Source organism: Campylobacter concisus (genome assembly GCF_002913865.1).
GTDB lineage: Bacteria > Campylobacterota > Campylobacteria > Campylobacterales > Campylobacteraceae > Campylobacter_A > Campylobacter_A concisus_AM.
Genome location: NZ_POYX01000102.1, coordinates 1 through 20,064, shown reverse-complemented (window position 1 = coordinate 20,064; position 20,064 = coordinate 1). Strand labels below are relative to the sequence as shown.

Annotated in this window: 18 protein-coding genes and 1 tRNA gene; 8 read left to right on the top strand and 11 right to left on the bottom strand. The window is 39.6% G+C overall.

What is annotated here, in order from left to right; genetic code table 11:
- The 9 genes from CYP77_RS10275 to CYP77_RS06745 all read right to left on the bottom strand — a co-directional run.
- Window positions 1-159: FliM/FliN family flagellar motor switch protein (locus tag CYP77_RS10275; protein WP_181001957.1), on the bottom strand; the 159-nt coding region annotated here is incomplete at its 3' end.
- On the bottom strand, window positions 156-575 hold the full coding sequence (locus CYP77_RS06780; protein ID WP_103567630.1) for a chemotaxis protein CheX: 420 nt from the start codon (window positions 573-575) through the stop codon (window positions 156-158). The genes CYP77_RS10275 and CYP77_RS06780, both read right to left, overlap by 4 nt.
- A gap of 57 nt (window positions 576-632) precedes the next feature.
- On the bottom strand, window positions 633-1,391 hold the full coding sequence (trpA, locus tag CYP77_RS06775; RefSeq protein ID WP_103567631.1) for a tryptophan synthase subunit alpha: 759 nt from the start codon (window positions 1,389-1,391) through the stop codon (window positions 633-635).
- Window positions 1,384-2,565, bottom strand: coding sequence for a tryptophan synthase subunit beta (gene trpB / locus CYP77_RS06770; RefSeq protein WP_103567632.1), 1,182 nt, complete (start codon window positions 2,563-2,565; stop codon window positions 1,384-1,386). The genes trpA and trpB overlap by 8 nt, the downstream gene beginning before the upstream one ends.
- Window positions 2,555-3,169 carry a phosphoribosylanthranilate isomerase gene (locus CYP77_RS06765; protein ID WP_103567633.1) on the bottom strand — a complete coding sequence of 205 codons (615 nt, stop codon included), beginning with the start codon at window positions 3,167-3,169 and terminating at the stop codon, window positions 2,555-2,557. Before CYP77_RS06765 ends, trpB begins: the two co-directional genes overlap by 11 nt.
- Window positions 3,169-4,773, bottom strand: coding sequence for an anthranilate phosphoribosyltransferase (trpD, locus tag CYP77_RS06760; protein ID WP_103567634.1), 1,605 nt, complete (start codon window positions 4,771-4,773; stop codon window positions 3,169-3,171). The genes CYP77_RS06765 and trpD overlap by 1 nt, the downstream gene beginning before the upstream one ends.
- A gap of 83 nt (window positions 4,774-4,856) precedes the next feature.
- Window positions 4,857-5,429: a recombination mediator RecR gene (gene recR / locus CYP77_RS06755; RefSeq protein ID WP_103567635.1), complete on the bottom strand. Its 573-nt coding sequence runs from the start codon at window positions 5,427-5,429 to the stop codon at window positions 4,857-4,859.
- Window positions 5,426-6,682, bottom strand: coding sequence for an ArsS family sensor histidine kinase (locus tag CYP77_RS06750; RefSeq protein WP_103567636.1), 1,257 nt, complete (start codon window positions 6,680-6,682; stop codon window positions 5,426-5,428). Before CYP77_RS06750 ends, recR begins: the two co-directional genes overlap by 4 nt.
- Window positions 6,679-7,350: a response regulator transcription factor gene (locus CYP77_RS06745; protein ID WP_009294394.1), complete on the bottom strand. Its 672-nt coding sequence runs from the start codon at window positions 7,348-7,350 to the stop codon at window positions 6,679-6,681. Before CYP77_RS06745 ends, CYP77_RS06750 begins: the two co-directional genes overlap by 4 nt.
- A gap of 123 nt (window positions 7,351-7,473) precedes the next feature.
- On the opposite strand from CYP77_RS06745, the gene dnaJ reads away from it, so the two are divergent.
- Window positions 7,474-8,616 carry a molecular chaperone DnaJ gene (dnaJ, locus tag CYP77_RS06740; protein ID WP_103567637.1) on the top strand — a complete coding sequence of 381 codons (1,143 nt, stop codon included), beginning with the start codon at window positions 7,474-7,476 and terminating at the stop codon, window positions 8,614-8,616.
- A gap of 562 nt (window positions 8,617-9,178) precedes the next feature.
- Here the strand turns inward: dnaJ and pyk are convergent.
- A complete protein-coding gene (gene pyk / locus CYP77_RS06735; RefSeq protein ID WP_103566924.1) occupies window positions 9,179-10,630 on the bottom strand; it encodes a pyruvate kinase in 1,452 nt (483 codons plus the stop codon).
- Window positions 10,631-10,723: 93 nt separating this feature from the next.
- On the opposite strand from pyk, the gene CYP77_RS06730 reads away from it, so the two are divergent.
- The 5 genes from CYP77_RS06730 to CYP77_RS06715 all read left to right on the top strand — a co-directional run bounded on the left by CYP77_RS06730 (window position 10,724) and on the right by CYP77_RS06715 (window position 16,987).
- Entirely contained in the window at window positions 10,724-11,785 is a 1,062-nt protein-coding gene (locus CYP77_RS06730) for a TRAP transporter substrate-binding protein (RefSeq protein WP_103566923.1), read from the top strand.
- Window positions 11,786-11,898: 113 nt separating this feature from the next.
- The gene (locus CYP77_RS06725; RefSeq protein WP_103566922.1) at window positions 11,899-12,735 is read left to right on the top strand and encodes a hypothetical protein; all 837 of its coding nucleotides are present in this window, start codon (window positions 11,899-11,901) and stop codon (window positions 12,733-12,735) included.
- The gene (locus tag CYP77_RS10000; protein ID WP_181001430.1) at window positions 12,736-12,879 is read left to right on the top strand and encodes a hypothetical protein; all 144 of its coding nucleotides are present in this window, start codon (window positions 12,736-12,738) and stop codon (window positions 12,877-12,879) included.
- Window positions 12,880-12,985: 106 nt separating this feature from the next.
- Window positions 12,986-13,741 carry a hypothetical protein gene (locus tag CYP77_RS06720; RefSeq protein WP_103566921.1) on the top strand — a complete coding sequence of 252 codons (756 nt, stop codon included), beginning with the start codon at window positions 12,986-12,988 and terminating at the stop codon, window positions 13,739-13,741.
- Complete coding sequence (locus tag CYP77_RS06715) at window positions 13,742-16,987, top strand: Mbeg1-like protein (protein ID WP_103566920.1); 3,246 nt, start codon at window positions 13,742-13,744, stop codon at window positions 16,985-16,987.
- Window positions 16,988-16,995: 8 nt separating this feature from the next.
- On the opposite strand, the gene CYP77_RS06710 is transcribed toward CYP77_RS06715, so the two are convergent.
- The gene (locus CYP77_RS06710; protein WP_103566919.1) at window positions 16,996-18,195 is read right to left on the bottom strand and encodes a molybdopterin molybdotransferase MoeA; all 1,200 of its coding nucleotides are present in this window, start codon (window positions 18,193-18,195) and stop codon (window positions 16,996-16,998) included.
- A 135-nt stretch (window positions 18,196-18,330) separates the two neighbouring features.
- Between CYP77_RS06710 and yedE the strand changes: the two genes are divergently transcribed.
- Window positions 18,331-19,389 (top strand): YedE family putative selenium transporter, encoded by a 1,059-nt coding sequence (yedE, locus tag CYP77_RS06705; protein WP_103566918.1) that lies wholly within the window; start codon window positions 18,331-18,333, stop codon window positions 19,387-19,389.
- A 117-nt stretch (window positions 19,390-19,506) separates the two neighbouring features.
- Window positions 19,507-19,583, top strand: a tRNA-Met gene (locus CYP77_RS06700).
- The last annotated feature ends 481 nt before the right edge of the window (window positions 19,584-20,064 follow it).

Genomic DNA, 20,064 nt, shown 5'->3' with positions numbered 1-20,064 from the left:
GTCTATGACCGAGCCAGCTTCAAATTTCAAAAGCTCATTTATGCTAACTGTGGTAGTTCCTAGCTCAGCTATAAAATCAACGCTTATATCCATAAGCTCGTCATAGCTCTTAAAAAGTCCTAGCTGTTCTAGTGTCTCTATCGCACCTTCGTCGTTCATTGTATCTTGTAGCCTATTTGAAATGTTCTATTTTTTATCTTATATATAAATTTCTCTTTTAGCTTTATGCCAAAATTCTCAACCTCGCCTAGAAATTCAGGCGTTCCGAGTTTATAAGCATTTGGCTCTTTTTCATTTAGTAGATTTTTAGCCTTGCCGATGATCTGATTGGCTATCTCTTTGCAAAGATCGTCCAGATCACCACCATCAACATCTTCGTGACCAAAAAAGGCATTCATGAAAATTTTTAAAGTATCTTTTTTAAAAAATAGATAAAACTGATACTCGCTTTTGCCCTTATAAACTGGTATGCTAGCCCCGTAAAATCCTTTACCAAGGCTCTTGCCAAACTCTAAATCCAACCCCAAAGTATATTTGCAAAGATAGCTCGTGGCTTCATCTATAACTTTTCTCATATCTCTTCCTTAAGACTTGAAATGCGCGTTAATTATACTTTGGCTTTACTAAATTAGCTATAAATTTATAAAGAGATTATCTATCTCTTTTATCAGCTCTTTTCCGCTGTGCTGGGCAAAAAGCTTGACTATTTGCGTGCCTATGATCGCAGCATCAGCATATTTTTTCACTTCGCTAACATCATCTTTGTTTTTGATGCCAAAGCCCACAGCCACTGGCAGATCGCTCTTTTTCTTAAGCTCTAAGACTAAATTTTTTATCCTATCTTCATCAGCTCTTTTTGAACCGCTAACGCCGATAGCACCTAGCACGTAGATAAATCCTGAGCCAAATTTTAATATCTCATCCGCCCTGCCCCCAGAAGTGACGCTGATAAGTGGCACAAGGCACAAATTTAGCTCCTTGCACTTTAGAGCAAATTCCTCGCACTCCTCACAAGGCAGATCCGGCACGATAAAGCCGCTCACTCCAGCTTCACATGATCTTTTTAGAAATTTATCCACGCCATAAGCAAAGATGATGTTGTAATAAACTAGAAAAACAAGTGGCTTTGTCACTTTTACCTTGCATCCTTCAAGCATATCAAAGACAACGTCAGTATTTACGCCACTTTGAGCTGTCTCAAAGCTAGCTTGCGCGATGAGTTTGCCATCAGCCAGCGGGTCAGAGTATGGGATACCGATCTCCAGCAGATCAAGCGTGCTCTCGTTCAAATTTTCTAAAAATTCCTTCGTTTTCTCTAGACTTGGATATCCAGCCACGATGTAGCCAATGTTTGCCTTTTTGCCGCTAAATGCGCTTTTGATCTTATCCATAAATTTTTCCTTTTTCATAGCCGATAACTGTGTTTATGTCCTTATCGCCCCTGCCTGAGACGTTTACGACGATAACGCTTTTTTTATCTAGTTTTGGGCAAAGCTTTTCTAGATAGGCCAGTGCGTGCGCGCTCTCGATGGCTGGGATGATGCCCTCCATCTTGCTTAGAAAATACAAGGCATTTATGCACTCATCGTCCGTTACTGCTTCGTATCTCACCCTTTTGATGTCGTTTAGATGGGCGTGCTCTGGGCCGATGCCTGGGTAGTCTAGGCCTGCTGAGATGCTATGTACTGGCGAGATCATGCCGTACTCGTCTTGCAAGACCGTCGTTTTCATGCCGTGGATGATGCCGGTTTTTCCTTTAGTAAGCGTAGCAGCGTGATAAGGCGTCTCTACGCCAAGGCCGCCAGCCTCGATACCAATTAAATTTACGCTCTCGTCCTCTAAAAACGCGCTAAAAATGCCAATGGCATTACTGCCGCCGCCAACGCAGGCTATGACGTAGTCGGCCTTTTTGCCGTAGTCTGCAAGCTGAGCTTTTGCCTCTGTGCCGATGACACTTTGAAAATCACGCACGATCTTTGGATATGGGTGTGGGCCAACGGCTGAGCCAATGACGTAAAATGCGCTCTCTATCTCATTTACCCACGCTTGTATGGCCGCTGTGGTAGCCTCTTTTAGCGTTTTTAAGCCATCTTCTACGCTCACCACTTTTGCGCCAAGAAGCTGCATACGAAAGGCATTTAGCTGCTGTCTAGCCACGTCTGTTGCGCCCATATATACGTCACACTCTAAGCCCAAAAGTGCCGCTGCAGTCGCTGTTGCCACGCCGTGCTGACCAGCTCCAGTCTCAGCTAAAATTTTCTTTTTACCCATCTTTTTAGCAAGCAGCGCTTGAGCTAGGGCGTTATTTATCTTATGCGCGCCCGTGTGGTTTAGATCCTCTCTTTTTAGGTAAATTTCATGTCCGTAGTGCTCGCTTAGGCGCTTTGCAAAAAAGAGCGGACTAGGCCTGCCAACGTAGTTTTTCAAAAGATCATCAAGCTCGTCTTTAAACTCTTTTGTCTTTGCGATGCTCTCATAAGCATTTTCTAGCTCATCAAGGGCAAACATCACCGTCTCAGGCACGAACTGCCCGCCAAATTTTCCAAAATACGCCTTACTGTTCATCTTCTACCTCACCTATGATCTTTAAAATTCTCTCTATCTTTTGCGCATCTTTTATGCCATTTTCGTCCTCGACTTTGGAGTTGATATCAACTAGATATGGCTTAAATTTGAGCGCCTCTTTTATGTTGTGCTCGCCTATGCCACCAGCCATGCCAAATTTAAATTTAACCTCTTTTAAAATTTCCCACTCAAAGCTAGTGCCATTTCCGCCAGCATTTTCGCCCTTGCAGTCAAAAAGCGCCATGTCAAAATGCTTAAAATCAACCTCTGGCAAGCTATCTTTCACGCTAAAAACCTGCCAGATCTCAAGCCCCATATCTTTTAAATTTGCCTCTAAATTTTCACTGATCGCTCCATGCATCTGAGCCACGTCAAGACCAGCAAACTGGCAAATTTCCATTATCTCACAATCACTTTGCTCCGCAAAAACGCCAACTACTTTTTTGCCATTACTGTGAGCAAATTTCGCTATCTGCCTAGCTAAATTTAGATCGACTCTTCTTTTGCTTTTAGCAAATATTAACCCGATGAAATCAACATCCAAAGCGCAAACCGCACTTGCCTCATCTAGGGTTTTGATACCACAAATTTTAACTAGCGCCATTACGCCTGCACCTTTATAAACTCTTCATAAAATTTATACGCCTTGCCACTTCTTATCGCATCAAGCACCATTTTTTTGGCCTCGTCTGGGCTCTTTGCGCCATCAGCTGCGTAGAGGGCAAACATCGCATTAAAGACCACGATGTCAAATTTTGCCCCCTGCTCCTCGCCTTTTAGCGTGCGGATCAAGGTTTTGGCGTTTTCTTCAGGTGTGCCGCCCTCGATGTCGCTGTGAAGCGCTCTTTTAAAGCCAAACTGCTCTGGCGTGATGCTGTACTCAAAAATTTCGCCATTTTTTAGCTCCAAAACGCTTGTTTCGCTGCAAAGCGTGATCTCGTCTAGTCCGTCATCGCCGCGGACGACCAAAGCGTGCTTTCTGCCAAGGATCTTAAGCGTCTGGGCGTAGAGTTTTAGCACTGGCTTGAGATAGACGCCAACTAGCTGATTTGTAAGGTTTAAATTCGGATTTAAAAGCGGTCCAAGCACGTTAAATACGGTTCTTATGCCAAGTCTTTGGCGCACTTCTCTCACCTCGCCAACTAGTGGATGGAAAAATGGTGCGTGAAAAAAGGCTAAATTTTTACTAGCTAAATTTTTGCGCTGTTTTGCCAGTGATTTTTCACTTTTTACGCCTAAAATTTCAAGCACATCAGAGCTACCTGACTTGCTTGAAACTGCCTTGTTGCCGTGTTTTGCGACCTTTATGTCAAGACTTGCGAGGATAAATGCAACCGTTGTTGAAATGTTTATCGTCTTAAAGCCATCGCCTCCAGTGCCGCAAAGATCGATCATAGGCGTATCATCGCGGTAGGTTTGTGAGTATTTTAGGATATTTTTTGCAAGTGCAGCGAGACTTTTTGGATAGAGACTCTTTTCGCTAATGAGCACCAAAAGTGCCGAAAGCTGCACGATCTCATACTCTTTGCTGGCTATTATCTCGCAAATTTGCTCAAAGTCGCTATCATCAAGTGGGATGCTCTCTTGAAGCTTGATAAGATATGGCTTAAGCGAGCGGATTTTAGGCTCTTTTACCTCATCTTTTGCTTTGAAATTTACAAAATTTTCAACGATCTTTTTGCCGTATTGTGTGAAGTAGCTCTCTGGGTGAAACTGGATGCCAAAGATCGGCTTATCTTTTACGCTAAGTGCCATGACTACGCCATCATCGCTCACTGCATCGGCGCTTAAGCTAGCTGGGAGCTCATCGACATAGAGCGAGTGGTAGCGCATAACCTCAAAGCGCTCAGGCAGCCCTGCAAAAAGCGGCTCTTTGTTTTTCACGTCTATAAACGAGGTCTTGCCGTGAAGCGGGTCATCTAGCCTCTTTATCTTTGCACCAAAACTAAGCCCTATGGCTTGGTGTCCAAGACAAATTCCAAGCACTGGCACGCCAAGGTCTGCCTGCAAAATTTCTAAGCAAACTCCGCTATCTTTTGGGTGCTTTGGACCTGGGCTTAAGATGATCTTACTTGGGTTTAGTTTTTTGATCTCTTCAAGCGTTATCTTGTCGTTTCTAACGCATCTAACCTCTTCGCTGGTGAGCTCTTTTACGTACTGCTCGACGTTGAAGACAAAACTATCGTAGTTATCTATAAGTAAAATCAATCTCTATCCTTTTAAATTTAGCGGCGGCTACGCGGACTAAATATTATAAATTTAGGTGAGATTATAACTAAAAGAAATTTTAATTAGGCTTTTGTGCGGCTCTCGTAGGCTTTTAGGAGTGAGAGCATATCGACGTTTTCTAAATTTACACCAGTTGGCACGCCTTGAGCGATCTTACTAAATGAAATTTCACTCATGCCAAGCTTGTCCTCGACATAAAGCATAAGAGCGTCTGAATTTAGCCCCGGCGTAAAGGCAAAGACGACCTCTTTTGAGCCATTTTGTGTAATAGCACTTCGCAGCCTCTCTATGGCGTCCTCATCGATCTCATCAAGCACGAAGTAAAGGCCGTTATAAATGCCATTTTGCTCAAAGACTAAGATATCTTTTGGGCTCTCAACCAGCAAGATGACCTCGCTGTCCCTGCTCTCGTCACTGCAAATGTCGCAAATTTCATTTTCGCTTAGCCCACCGCAACGCTCACAGCGCTTGATAAACCTCACTGCATCTTCGATATTTTGCGCGAGCCTTAGCCCCGCAAAGCTATCTTGCATGCAGACAAAGTAGGCAAATCTTGCGGCTGATTTTTTACCCACACCTGGAAGCCTAGCAAAAGACTCAGTTAGCTCGTTAAATTTCTCTAAGCCCCTTTTCATGCGCGTTTTGCCTTTGCACGAAGTAAAATTTTAAAGACGTGATAGCCGTCTTCGTAGTCATATACAAGCTCAAATTTTTGCATCTGGCAAATTTGCTCGATGATATAAAGTCCAAGCCCCATGCCGCTTCCAGCACTCACCTTATCGCCGCGCACGAAGGCTTGTTTGTAGTAATCAATAGGGTGATTTAGCTTTTTGCCTAAATTTTTAACCACTATAAATTCGCTATCGCAGATCAAAATAGCCTTTTTATCTTCTGCGTATTTTAAGGCATTGTCTATCAAATTTTTAATCGCCAAACTAAAAAGCTGAAAATCAACTCTTAGTATGACATCATCTCTGATGTCACAGCTCACTCGCTCTTCAAATTTATCAAGCATGAGCATATCTTGCACCTGCTCCAAAATGAGCGAGAAATGGCACTCTTGATAGTTTAGTGCATAGCTTTTTGAAAGGAGCTGCTCGACCTTGCTAAATTCATTTATAAGCATCTCAAGGCGCTCAAAAACGTTTATAAGCCTCATCTTTTGAGTGTCGTTTGCGACCATTTCTGAGACGATCCTGCCCTTGCCAATAGGCGTTTTTAGCTCATGCATGATCGCACGTAAAAATAGCTGCCTTGAGCGGATGAGCTCTCTGATCTTGCAAACGGCGTTGTCAAACTCGACCGCGACCTGTCCGATCTCGTCTTGCTCGTTTTCATTTAGCCTAGCAGTCATCGCCATCTCCATGTTTCCGCTGGCAAATTTCCTGATATCTTTGCTAAGTCTTCTAAGCGGCAAAAGGCTTCTAAGCACCGAGACATAAAGCGAGATAAGCAGAGCCGAGATGATCAAAAATGCCACCCAAAGCGGGTCATTTACGTGCCTTGCGTCGTTGCTCTCAAGCAAGAGCTGAAAAGATGGATTTTTGATGAGCAGATACAAATCGCCTTTGTAATTAACAGACTGCATCATGCCAAGAGGCGTGTGCTGCGTAAAAATGGCGTTTCCGCTTGTAGTAACTGAGGTGGCTAAATTTTTGTTGCCGACATATTCTAGATTGAAATTTTTAAAGTAGTGTTCCAAATCTCTTGGAGGATTGCCACGCTCATAAAGCGCCACAAGGTAGTTCATAGCGCTTATTTGTTTGTCTTTTAGCTTCTCAAGCGCACTTTCTTGCTGAATGTTTGCAAATGTTACAAAGAGCAAGCACATCAGCGAGAAAGCGATGGCAAAGATGATAGTTATCTTGGTGGTTATGGAGTATTTCATCCGATAAGCTTATATCCTATGCCTCTAACTGAAAATATATGTTTTGGCGCTTTTGAGCTGTCACCGATCTTTGTTCTAAGGCGTCCAATGATGACATCTAGGCTCTTTGAATCCTTATCTTTTAGGCTCTTGCAGTTATAAACTAGCTGCTCGCGAGATACTGAAAAGCTGTGCTGTTTGATGAGATAGGTTAAAATTTCATACTCAGCAGGTGTTAGAGCAAGGGCTTCATTATTAAAGTAAATTTCGTGGCGCTTGTCGTCTATCCTAAATGCGCTATCAACAACCTCTTCTTGAACTTCATTTGTCTTTTTATATCTTCTAATAAGACTTGTGATGCGAGCATACATCTCTTTTGGATCGTATGGTTTTGGCAAATAATCATCCGCGCCAAGCTGAAGTCCAACAACCTTGTCGCTGATGTCACTGCGAGCTGAGCTTATGATGATAGGGATGTCGTATTTTTGGCGGATTTCTTTACAAACTTCAAGACCGTCAATGCCTGGCAAAGTAAGGTCAAGTATGAGCAGGTCATAGTTTTTTATCCCTGCGCTTAGTCCTAGATATGGGTCTTCAAAGTTAGTCACTTTTATATTAAAGCTATCAAGATATTCAGATAAAATTTGAGCAAATTCTGGATCGTCTTCTATCATTAAAACGTTAATCATAAATCATCCTTTTCATTGAAAAATAGTAGAGATTATACGGCAAAAATGTAAATTTTTTTTTAAATTTAAACTTTTTTGGATAAAATCTCACATTTAAAATAAGCTTAATAAACAAGGAAAAATGTGGAGTTTGATTATTACGAGATCCTTGAAATTTCAAGAAATGCAACTGGCGACGAGATAAAAAAAGCCTTTAGAAAGCTCGCTTTAAAATACCATCCAGACAGAAACGCTGGCGACAAAGAGGCTGAGCAGAAATTTAAACAGATAAACGAAGCCTATCAGGTCTTAAGCGATGAGCAAAAGCGCTCTATCTACGATAGATACGGCAAAGAAGGGCTTGAGGGCAGATTTGGCAGTGGCGGTGGCTTTAGCGCTGATTTTGACCTTTCAGACATTTTTGACTCGTTTTTTGGAGGCGGTTTTGGAGGTGGCTCTAGACAGAGAAAAAGACGAACTGAAAAGTACTCAGCCGACCTTGAAATTCCTATAAATTTAGAGTTTAATGAAGCTGTTTTTGGCTGCGAAAAAGAGATCAAATTTGATCAAAAAGTGCCTTGCCCAACATGCAACGCCACAGGTAGCAAAGACGGCAAAAACAAAACTTGCCACCACTGCGGCGGAAGCGGCAGGATCACGCGCGGAAATGGCTTTATGAATATCGTTCAAGAGTGCCCATACTGCCACGGATCTGGCGAAGTGATAAGCGAGCCATGCCCTGATTGCAACGCAAAAGCTTATAAAATCCAGCAACAAAGCGTCAAGATCACGATCCCAGAGGGCGTCGATAGTGGCATGAGGATGAGGGTCGCTGGTAAAGGCAACATCGGCACAAACGGCGTTCAAGGCGATCTTTACGTGAGCATAAATGTAAAAGACGACAAGCATTTCATCCGCCACAACGACGACGTTTATATAGAAATTCCAGTATTTTTCACCCAAGCCGTTCTTGGTGAGAGCATAAAAATCCCAACACTTCGCGGTGAAGCAGAGCTAAAACTGCCAGTTGGCGCGAAAGATAAACAGCAATTTATCTTTGAAAATGAGGGTATCAAGGGCGTAAATTCACGCAAAAAAGGCAGACTTGTAGCTCAAATTTCTATCCAAACACCTGATAAGCTAAGCGACGAGCAAAAAGAGCTTTTAAACAAGCTTCAAACTAGCTTTGGCATAGAATCAGGCAAGTCAAGCACCGATGAGAGCGTCTTTGACAAGATAAAGAGCTGGTTTAAAGGCGACGAGCCAAAAGGCAAAAAGAAAAAATAAATTTAAATTTGTGGCGTGAAATTTAGCGTCACAAATTCTTTCAAAATAAATTTTATATCCTAATTTTTACAAGTAAATTTCATACAAATTTTAAAATTTATGAGCGAGCATATCACACTTCTAAATTTAGTGGCGAATAGTTATGAGCCCTAAATTTAGTAAGTTGCTAAGGCGAGTGAGTAAAGTTTTAAAATTTGCAAAGCAATCTAAACAAATTTAAATGTTTGCTTCTTTGTTAAGGGGGAAGAGGCTTGAATTACGAAGTCGCTCTCTTCCCCCTTAACGATCCCCTAACTCCGACAACGTTAGCGGTGGCATGCAATGGTGCTTCGCACTGCATGCGGTTTATTTTTAGAAAATTCTGACAAATTTTAAAATTTCATGAACGAGTGATTTTGGCTCTAAAATTTGAGCTAAGCGGCAAGCGAAGCCAAATTTTAGTAGTCAATTCTTGCGAGTGAATGAAGTTTTAAAATTTGCAGCAATAGTCTTGATCAAATTTGCAAATTTAAAAGCAAAATTTCAGTGCCCGTAGGCTATCCGAGCACCAAATTTTACAAATTTACTCAGTTGCAAGGTCTAGGTAATAATCAAGCTGGTCGCGCCTGATGATACGTATGAGGTTTGTGCTACCCTCTACGCCTGTTGGGTGTCCAGCTGTTACAAGATAGGTCTTTTCATGCTCAACGTATCCAGCGTCGTAAGCCTTTTTGATGACATTTGCAAGTAGGACATTTAGCTTTGTCTTTTCAAGCACTAGCGCTGGCGTCACACCCCAAGCAAGGGTAAGCATGTGAGCTGTCTGCTCGTCGTGTGCGATAGCGATGATGTCGATGTTTGTGCGGTTTCTAGCTAGTTTTATGGCTGATTTGCCAGAGCCTGTGATAGAGAGTATCGCATTTGCCTTGATGCGAACAGCCAGCGAAGCTGCGCTATTTGCGACCATGTCAGTCTCGTCAAAAAAGTCAAATTCGTCAAATTTATTGTATGGATAGATGCTTTGCGTTTGGATGATCGTCTGGCTCATCGCCTCTACGACTGCGACTGGGTTTTTGCCGATCGCACTCTCCTCGCTTAGCATAACCGCGTCGGTGCCGTCTAGCACGGCGTTTGCTACGTCACTGATCTCCGCTCTTGTAGCGGTTTCATGCTCAGCCATACTTAGCATCATCTGCGTTGCTGTGATGACTGGCTTGCTGGCTGCATTTGCCTTTTTGATGATGAGCTTTTGAATAGTAGGCACCTTGTAAAACGGCACTTCTATGCCAAGATCGCCACGAGCTACCATGATACCGTCGCTCTTTGCGATGATGTCGTCTATGTTTTCGACCGCGTCAAATTTCTCGATCTTAGATAAGATAGCCGCTTTGGAGCCAAATTCTTTTAAGATATTTCTTGCTTTTATCACGTCATTTGCATCTTGCACGAAGCTAATGGCAACGAAATTTACGCCCTGCTTTGCGCCAAATTCCATATCTTCTTTATCTTTTGGCGTGATGATGTCGATGCCAAGGGCGGTATTTGGGAAATTTACCCCTTTGTTTGAGTTTAAAATCCCGTCATTTTCGATGATGGTTTTTACCACATCTTTGCCCTCGCCTGCAACTCTTGCTCTGATCGAGCCGTCGTAGAGATAGACGTACTCGCCAGCCTTTAGCATAGGTAAAATTTGAGGCTGATTTAGGCTCACTCTATAAACGCCCTTTTCGATCTTTTCGCCCACGATATCCTCGGCATAAATGCTAAGCTCATCGCCAGCTTTTAAGTAAAATGGCTCGCTAAGCTTGCCAACTCTGATCTTTGGACCGCAGATATCTTGCAAGATGCCTATGCGTTTGTTTAGTCTTTTTTCGATGTTTCTTATCTTGTCGATGTTTGATTTGTGGTATTCGTGTGTTCCGTGGCTAAAATTTAAACGAAAAACATTAACACCTGCTTTAACCATCGCTTCCATCGTCTCTTCGTTGTCACTTGCTGGCCCTAAAGTCGCTACAATTTTCGTCTTTTTTATCATTTTTATGCCCTGTAAATTTGATTTTTGCGATTATAACACAATTTAATAATGTAAATTTTTTGTATAATATGCAAAATTTTTAAAGGAGAGAGTATGAATAAATTTTTATTAGCATCTCTTGGCCTAGCAGCTCTTGCTTGCGCTGCCATGGGAGATGACAAAGTCTATAAGCTCAAGCTTGCAAGCTCATGGGAGAGCACTATGCCAGTGCTTGGTGACGTGCCAAAAGAGCTAAAAGAGAAGGTCGAAAAGATGAGTAACGGCCGCATCGAGATCAGGATCGACTACCCGTCAAAACACAAGTCACCTTTTGCGATGCTTGACTTTGCAAAGAGCGGTCAGTACGACATCGGCTACACAGCTAGCTACTACTACAAAGGCAAAGACCCTAAGACAATGTTTTTTACAGCGACACCATTTATGATGAATACCGACGAGCAAACAGCTTGGTATGAATTTGGCGGCGGCAAAGAGCTAGAGGCGAAAGTTTTTGACCCATATAACATCAAAATTTTTAGAGCTGGCAACACTGGCATGCAAATGGGCGGCTGGTTTAAAAAAGAGATCAAGTCAGTTGATGATATCAAAGGCTTAAAGATCAGAATTCCAGGCTTTGGCGGTGAAATTTACGCTAAACTTGGCGCAAATATCAACACTATCCCAACTGGTGAGCTTTACATGGCACTTGAGATGGGCACGATCGATGCGGTAGAGTGGGTTAGCCCAGCTTACGACATGGCGCTTGGCTTTCACAAAGTGGCAAAATACTACTACACAGGCTGGCAAGAGCCAGATGGCGAAACTCAGTTTTTCTTCAACAAAAATGCGTATGAAAAACTTCCAGATGATCTAAAAGCGATCTTTGAAGCGGCTGCTGCTGAGGTGGCAAGAGATGTGAATACTAAGGTATTTTACGCAAACGTAGAGTACTGGGACAAAATGAAGAGCGAGTATCCAGACATCCAAGTAAAAACTTTCCCAGCTGAAGTCATCGCAGCTCTTAAAAAGGCTACAAACGAGCTACTAGACGAAGAGAGCGCAAAAGATCCACTATTTAAAGAGATTGTCGAGTCTCAAAGAGCTTTCCTTAAAAAAGCAAGAGAATGGACTAAAATTTCTGACTACGCTTACATCAAAACAAACGAAGAGAAATAACCACAGCAGGGAGCTCTCCCTGCTTTTTAAAATTTAAAACTCCATAAAAACTAATCGCAATAAGACTTTAAAGCAAAAGATAAGACAATAGTGAAAATTTAAAAGGATTTATGATGAAAAAAGTCAAATTTATAGTTTTTATCTGCTTATTTATATTACTACCACTTGCTTATTTTAATGGCTTTATAAGAATTTCTGATCTAACTAGCGAACAAGAGAGCATTGCTAAGAAATATGGTGGTGTTTATGTGTTTGATGAGAAGTTAGAGAAGGAGATAGATAAGCTTGAAGCGTTAAACAAAGATATAAGAGCAAAAAGATCAAGCTTATATCAAGAGATAAAACAAGAGCTAGACAACAATAGCAGTAAATATTTTCAAGAATTTAATAACAATAAGAGCAATTATATAGATATGGTTATGCAAGATATCTTTAACGATAAGTTTTGCAAACGCGAATATGATGAATTTATAGCTGCTAGCAAGGACATAATGAAAATAAGGCATGCTTGCATAAATATCAATGAAAGAGCTAGGGGTAAATTTATAAATGAAATAGTAGATAAAACTTATCATGTTTATGACAGATTGTCTAATGGCAAAAGATATTATACAAATACAAGAGACTATGGAAGTGAATTTAAGAAAAAGGCAGAAGTACCAGAAATTTATTTAAATAAAATAATAGACTTTATAGGAAATGACATATTTTATAAATGGCAACCTTTCATTAGTATGAGCTATTTTTATCTTGATGACAATAAAAATATTATCCCTATAAAAACAAGTGTAAATTATTACAAAGGATATAAAATTTTTGGTTTATATGGTGATGAAGCAAGCGGAATACGTTTATACAAAGAAACAAGCATAAACATAAGTGGGGATAATTTTTTCTACTTTACAAACAATAAATTTGAAAAAATCAGCAATAAAAGCAAGGATAAATAAATGAATACTATTAAAAATTTAACAAATAAAGATATGGTAGATAAGCTAAGAGTTTATGCTGATATAGCTGATGTTAGTTATGCCTTTTTTGAGTATATAGATGAGAATGAAATTTGGAGTTTTTCGGATAAATTTTGTAATTAATAAACCTTAACTAGGCATAATAAATTAATAATATTATAAATATAATCACAATAAAATTAAAAGAAATTTTCTATCTTGTATAGTTTTAAATTTAAAAGGATTTATGATGAAAAAAGTCAAATTTATAGTTTTTATCTGCTTGTTTATACTTCTACCACTTGCTTATTTTAATGGCTTTATAAGAATTTCTGATCTAACTAGCGAACAAGAGAGCATTGCTAAGAAATATGGTGGTGTTTATGTATTTGATGAGAAGCTAGAGAAAGAGATAGATAAGAGGGAGGAAGAGATAAAAGAGTTAAGAGATTGCTACACCACCAAAACAACAAACGAGTGTGAGCTTGTTGTTAAAAAACAGGTTACTACTGATGGATATTTTTTAAACAAAGTTTGGAACAATAATAAAGAAAAATTTAGGCAAAGATATAATACCGATAGCGATGGTGAAGCACAAGATAAATTTATAAAAGATACTGCAGAAAAACAGTCGGTGCCTATTCAGACGTTGTCTAATGGTAAAAAATACTACGTTACCACAAGAGATTATGGAAGTGATTTCAAAAAACAAGCTTGGATACCTGAAAGATATAGTGATCTAATAGTTAATTACATAGGCGATGACTATAATAAATTTAAACCTAGCATGTCTTTTATATATTTTTATGTAGAAAATAACGAGATAGTGCCTATATCACTATCCGTAACATATTCTTATAAAGTTGCTAAATTTGGATTATTTGGAGATGAAGCAAGTGGAATAAGATTTAAAGAAATTTATTATAGCTATGTGCTTGGCGGAAATAGATTTGAATTTATAAACAATAAATTTGAAAAAGTCAGCACTTCAGATAAGGATAAATAGATGAATACTATTAAAAATTTAACCAACAAAGATATGGTAAATAAGATAAAAGACTATGCTGATATAGCTGATGTTAGTTATGCTTTTTTTGAATACATAGATGAGAATGAAATTTGGAGTTTTTCAGATAAATTTTATAATGAGAAAATTTTAAAGACGCCAAATCCTAGATGGGATTATGCGGATAATGTAAATTTTTTGTACGAAAAAGAAATCAAATCCATAAAGACAGACGAACAAGGTAATGTTACTACCGAAGTAAAAAAGATACCTACCGCCTATGCCCTTTGTGTTGAAGCTAGATTTATGCAGGATTTAACGATTAAAAAACCAAATTTTAAATTCGGAGAAGAAGATACATATATAAAAATCTCGAATAACATTAAAAACTTTATTGCCGTTCAGGAAAAAAATGGTGAAATTTCACAGCGTATATTTATAAACGAAGAAGGCTACCACCAAATCTCAGAACGTACTAAAAAATTTACATCAAGATTTATACTTCTAAAACATCAAAAAAATGATAATGAAGGTTTTAGTGCTACGCTCTTTGAAGATACAAAAGACAATGATAAAAGGATATTGGTTTTTAGAGGCACTGAAATGAATTTAACCGAAGAACCAGCAGACATTTGGGCTGATATAATGCTAGCTAGTGGGCACGTACCAACTCAAGTAAATTCTTTAATAAATTTCTTTCTAGATAATGTTATACCTATCTTAAAAGAGAACGAAAAGATAAATATATGTGGTCACTCTCTAGGCGGTTTTCTTACCCAAGCGTGTGCTTTTATCTTTCCAGAATATATAGATGAAATTTATACATTTAATTCCCCTGGATTATTAAGTAAAATTAAAAGAGAAGAAGACTATACCACGGAAACTATTTCAGATGCATTATTTATAGGTGATACGGCTTTAAATGAGCCACATTTGCTAGACAAAGCCAAAAATATCATCAACATTAAACAAAAGCTTTACACAAATATATCACTTGGATACAAAGACCACACCTACCTACCAGCACCTTTAAATTTTAATAACATATACCACGCAAAGACTGATAATGATAGCCTAGCCTTTAACAACAAACTCTATGAAAACGCTATACAAGACCTTGGGCTTGATATAAATGGCAATGAGGTGCTAATAAATATAGGCAACGTAGATGCGATACCAAAAACAGATATAAGTATAAGCTCGCACTTTCTTACATATACGGCTACTACACTATACTTTTTCTCATATCTTTTAAAGGAAAAAGATAATGACGAAAAGACAAAAAATGTTAGCTTAAAAGGTACGTTTTTATATCTAAATGAATTTATGGAGCAAAACTATAAGCTTATATTTGATCTAGATACAAATTTATCTATGCAATACAATAGCGTAAATTTCAACATGGACAATAAAGCCACCATTTCGCCCATTACATATAACAAAAACAAAAACTGGCTACTACTTATACTTATAAACAACATAAAACACGACTTAGATATACGCACAGATCACTACCTAAAAGACGAGCAAGAAGCCTTAATAATAGAAGATATATTTAAGCTTAGTGACAAGAAGCGATACACAAATATAATAAGCAAAGATGAAGTTGAGAAATTTAAAGAAAACGGATGTGAAAGCATAGAAGATAAAAGAGCTATGCACAAGTGCAGGACATACAAGGTAGTAGATGAGAGCTCTAGTGATATCACTGCTACCAAGGCTGAAGCTAGCAAGCTCTACACCTATACGTCAAATTTCACAAGGTCTCTTTCATCGCAAGATGAGAAGGCATACTTTATGAAAAGATCAGAGCAGACCTACTCTCTTTTATTTGACAACAGCACGCAGAGTGGCTCTATAAATTTATACGACGTAAAAGATAGAGGCGAGATAAAATTTGGCTTTTTATCAGCTAGTTCTAGCGTATATGTGGATAAAGATAAAGAGAGCATTGCTATATTTACAAAAGATAAAGACATAGTGGATATTGAAAGGATATATGACAAGATAAGAGATAAATTTGATATAGATACTCTAGAAAACTACAAGGTCGATCTTTTCTTAAGCGCTACACTTCTAAAAGGTGCAAATGAAGCTAAAGACTATAAATTTGGCTTTACAAATTTCAAAGATGAAAAAGAGCACGATCTATATGAAAACAAAGATGAGCAAAAGCCTTTTTACTACTTTAGCCCAAGAGATGATGAAAGCTCTAAAGGCTCTCTTGATATCACAAATAAAAACACAAGCATAAGGGTGCTTGGGTATGATATAGATAGGGGTAGCTTGGATATAAAGCTAAAAAGAGCTAACAATGATGAGGAAAAAGAGAAGCAAGCACAAGATAGAGAGGCGGTAAATCATCAAAGCATGCCTTCTGGTGCAGTAGCTACAAATTTCACAGCTCACCCAGTCATAGAAGACGACATCATCACTTGCCCGCATGGTGGCCAAGTGGTGCTAAAAAGCAAAGCTGGCAGGAGTATCACATCTAATGGCATACCGCTCATACTGGGTCAAGACTTCTTAGGCTCGCCGATAGTTGGCTGCTCGGCAAATTCGCCATGCACCTGCGTAGCACACGTACCAAAGAGCGCACTAAGTGCTAAAAGAGTAAATGACAACCATGCTCTTATGCAAGACCTAGTTCATCACTGCTTAAGTGATAAAGGCTGCGCGCTATCCATAGCTAAAAAGTCAAATTTACTTACATTTGAGGGGGTGAAATACGTTGATGCAAACGGCAATGAAGTAGCCCCAAAAGAGGTGCAGATCACGCAAAATCCAAGGCTAAGATTTTTCATGAAAAGTGCCGCATCGCAAAGAGATAACATGCACGTCGCCATATACTCCATAAACGGCACCGAGTACAAAGAGCCAAACGGAGCTGACGAGATCGTGCTAAAAGAGAGTGACGCAAGAGACGTTAGCGACAAGGCACTTTTAAAGCTATTTAATGAAAACTTTAAGACTACCAGCCAAAGAAAATATGAATTTAAAGAGTACTCGCTAAAGTATGGCGCAGATGTTTTTAGGCTAAATTTCATAAAGCCAGAGTATAAGAGCAAGCACGGCATAAACGGCTACTACGAAAGACTTAGCGAATACGAAAACGACGTTAGAAATTTGATCTTTCTAACGCCAAATCAAACAAAAGATATCACTATAAAAATAGCCAAAGGGCTAGACGCTAAGATAGAAAAAGACGCCGAGATAACCGACGTCGTAGTGCTTCAAGGGCTATAAATTTACCCTTAGCAAGGCATCTTTAAAACTTCTACCACTTCACCTTTTGCGATAAATTCTGTCTCTTTAGGGATGATAAGCAGTGCAGCTTCGTTTGTTAGGTTATTTACGATCGCTGAGCTACCTAGCTTTTTGCCGTTTAAATTTACGAAAATTTTGCCATCTCTGTTTTCTAAATTTACCGCTGTAAATTCCAAAAATGGCGAGCGTTTTTTGTAGTCTTCGTCCATTATCGCCGTGATCCTTGGCTCTTCTTGGCTAAACCAAGTGTTTATAAGCACTCTTACATAAAGCACGCACATAACCATCGCCGAATACGGAAATCCCGGCAGCGCAAAGATGTATTTGTCGCCTGATTTTGCCACTCTGATGTGGCGGCCTGGTTTTATCGCAGCACCCTCGATGATGAGACTAAAATTTTCATTTAAAGCGCCCTTTACAAAGTCATAGTCTCCCATGCTGATACCACCCGTTGTTACCAAGATATCAGCTGATTTTAGTGCATTTATGATCGCTTTTTTAACAAGCTCAGCCTTATCTCTTATGATCTCGCAGATGATCGGCTCTGCGCCCATTTTGCGTATCTGCATAGCGATACCTACGTGGTTTGAGCTGTGAATTTGCGCTGGGTTTTCTAGTGGCTCGCCAAGGTCTTTTATCTCGCTGCCAGTTGCTAGTATCGCCACTCTTGGGCGGATAAAAACGCTTACGTGAAAGACGCCAAGCTCAGCAAGAAGAGCGATCTCAGAGTATGTTAGGCGCGTGCCTTTTTTTATTAAAATTTCGCCTTTTTTGTAGCTCTCACCCACTGCTCGCACAGCAAAGCCCTTTGGCACGCTCTTTTTGATGATTATTTTTGAGCCGCTAACCTCGACATTTTCAACTGGCACAAGAGTGTCAGTGCCTTCGCTCATTAGCGAGCCGGTGAAGGTTTTGACGCATTTGCTACCCTCTACATACAGCCCTTTGTCGCTACCTGCTGGAAGGTCTGTGATGAGCTCAAGCTCGCTTAGGCCCTCTTTAAAGGCAAAAGCGTAGCCGTCCATCGCCGAAACTGGCTTTGCTGGGTAGTTTTCAGTAGCTTTCACATCATAGGCGATATTTCTATCAAGCGCATCTGTGATGGCTACTTTTTCGACCTTCTCCCACGCATTTATCGTATCTTTTAGAATTTTCAGGCTATCTGCATAGCTCATAAAATCTTTCATCATTTATCCTTTTTATGAAATTTTTGCATATTCTATCCACTTTGCTCTTAAAAAAATTAATCTTTGTTTTATTTAATGATTATTAAAATGTCGTTTAAGAAACCGGTCGGGTTTTACCTTTACACAGGAATTTACATGAACAAAACACTACTTTACATCATCGCAGGTGCGAGCCTTGGCATACTTGCTCCAGTGCTCGTTCATTTTGGCAACCCAGCAAACATGGGCGTTTGCGCGGCTTGCTTTTTACGAGATAGCATGGGTGCGCTTGGCTTTCATCAGGCAAAAGTCGTGCAGTATCTAAGGCCTGAAATTTTAGGGCTTATCATCGGAGGCTTTTTAGCTAGCATGCTTTGGAGTAGAAATTTCACTCCAGTATCTGGTAGCGCGGCATTTTCTAGGTTTTTCTTAGGCGTGTTTGCGATGATAGGCTGCCTCATATTTTTAGGCTGCCCTTGGAGGGCATTTTTACGCCTTGGAGGCGGAGATATGACCGCTATCGCTGGCGTTGTTGGCCTATTTGCTGGCGTCTTTGTGGGACGAACTTTTAAGAAAAACGGCTACATTTTGCCAGAGAGCGAAACCACCGCAAAGGCGATAGGATTTTTGCCACTGATCATTGCGGTTTTGCTTTTGATGGCACTTATCTTTGGGCTAAAACTTGGTGAAAATGGCGCATTATTTAGCTCAGAAAAAGGTCCAGGCTCACAGCATGCAAATTTATTTATCTCTCTTATTTGTGCCATTATCATCGGCGCATTTATGCAAAGAAGTAAATTTTGCTCAGTTGGCGCAATAAGCAAAATTTTCGAGCGTGACTTTTCGATGTTTTATGGCGTCATCTCTATCATCGTCTGCGCAAGTATCACGAATTTAGTGCTAAATCAATACAAATTTGGCTTTGAAGCCCAGCCTATCGCTCACAATGATATGCTTTGGAATTTCTTAGGTATGACGCTCGCTGGTCTTTGCTTTAGCCTAAGCTACGGCTGCCCTGGCAAACACCTAGTGCAAATGGGAGCTGGAAATTTAAGCTCAGCAGTATTTGTTTTAGGTATGGGAGCTGGAGCTGCGATAAGTCATAACTTCGTGCTTGCAAGCTCAGGAGCTGGCATAACACCTTTTGCTCCGTATGCCGTAGTGATCGGCTTTATCTACGCTATTTACGTTGGATTTTTCACTAAAAAAGCTTAAATAAATTTGGCTGCCCTTGCAGTCAAATTTGCTCTTTATATCTATAAAATTTGTGTGGGATAAATTTTAGCTAAAAATAAGTTCTTAGGTTGTATAATCCAAAACTTATTTTAAGTTGTCACGGTAGCTCAGCTGGTTAGAGCGCTGGTCTCATAAGCCGGAGGTCGGGAGTTCAAGTCTCCCCCGTGACACCATAACACCCTATTTTAGGCACTAGCAGTGATGCTTTTGTTCTTTCCCTTTCTTTAAAATTTCCTTTAAGAGTGGAACACTTAGTTATAAAAGTGGGACAGTCTCTTAAAAATTCCAACGATTATAGAACCATCGCCCTTTTAATACCATAAAAAAATAGATTTGCTTTAAATTTTTACTTCTAGCTTTTTATCCTGAATCCCCATAAATACGCACTTTCAACATCTATCATTTTAATATTTTTAACTTTTCTTTCTTAAAAAATAAACTTTTTTACGAAAATTTGCATTTCTAGCTAAGATTTTTTCCAAAATTGGTGTAATTACTATAAATATATTTTAAAAGGATAAAGATGAAGTTTAGATTTGTACAAGTAATAATAAAATACTCAAATGTCCGAAATGCTAAATTTCGCTATTTTGGCAACCTCTTGTATTTTTAACTCTCTAAGAAAAATTTCGCCCTCTTTTATTTCTGTTATGT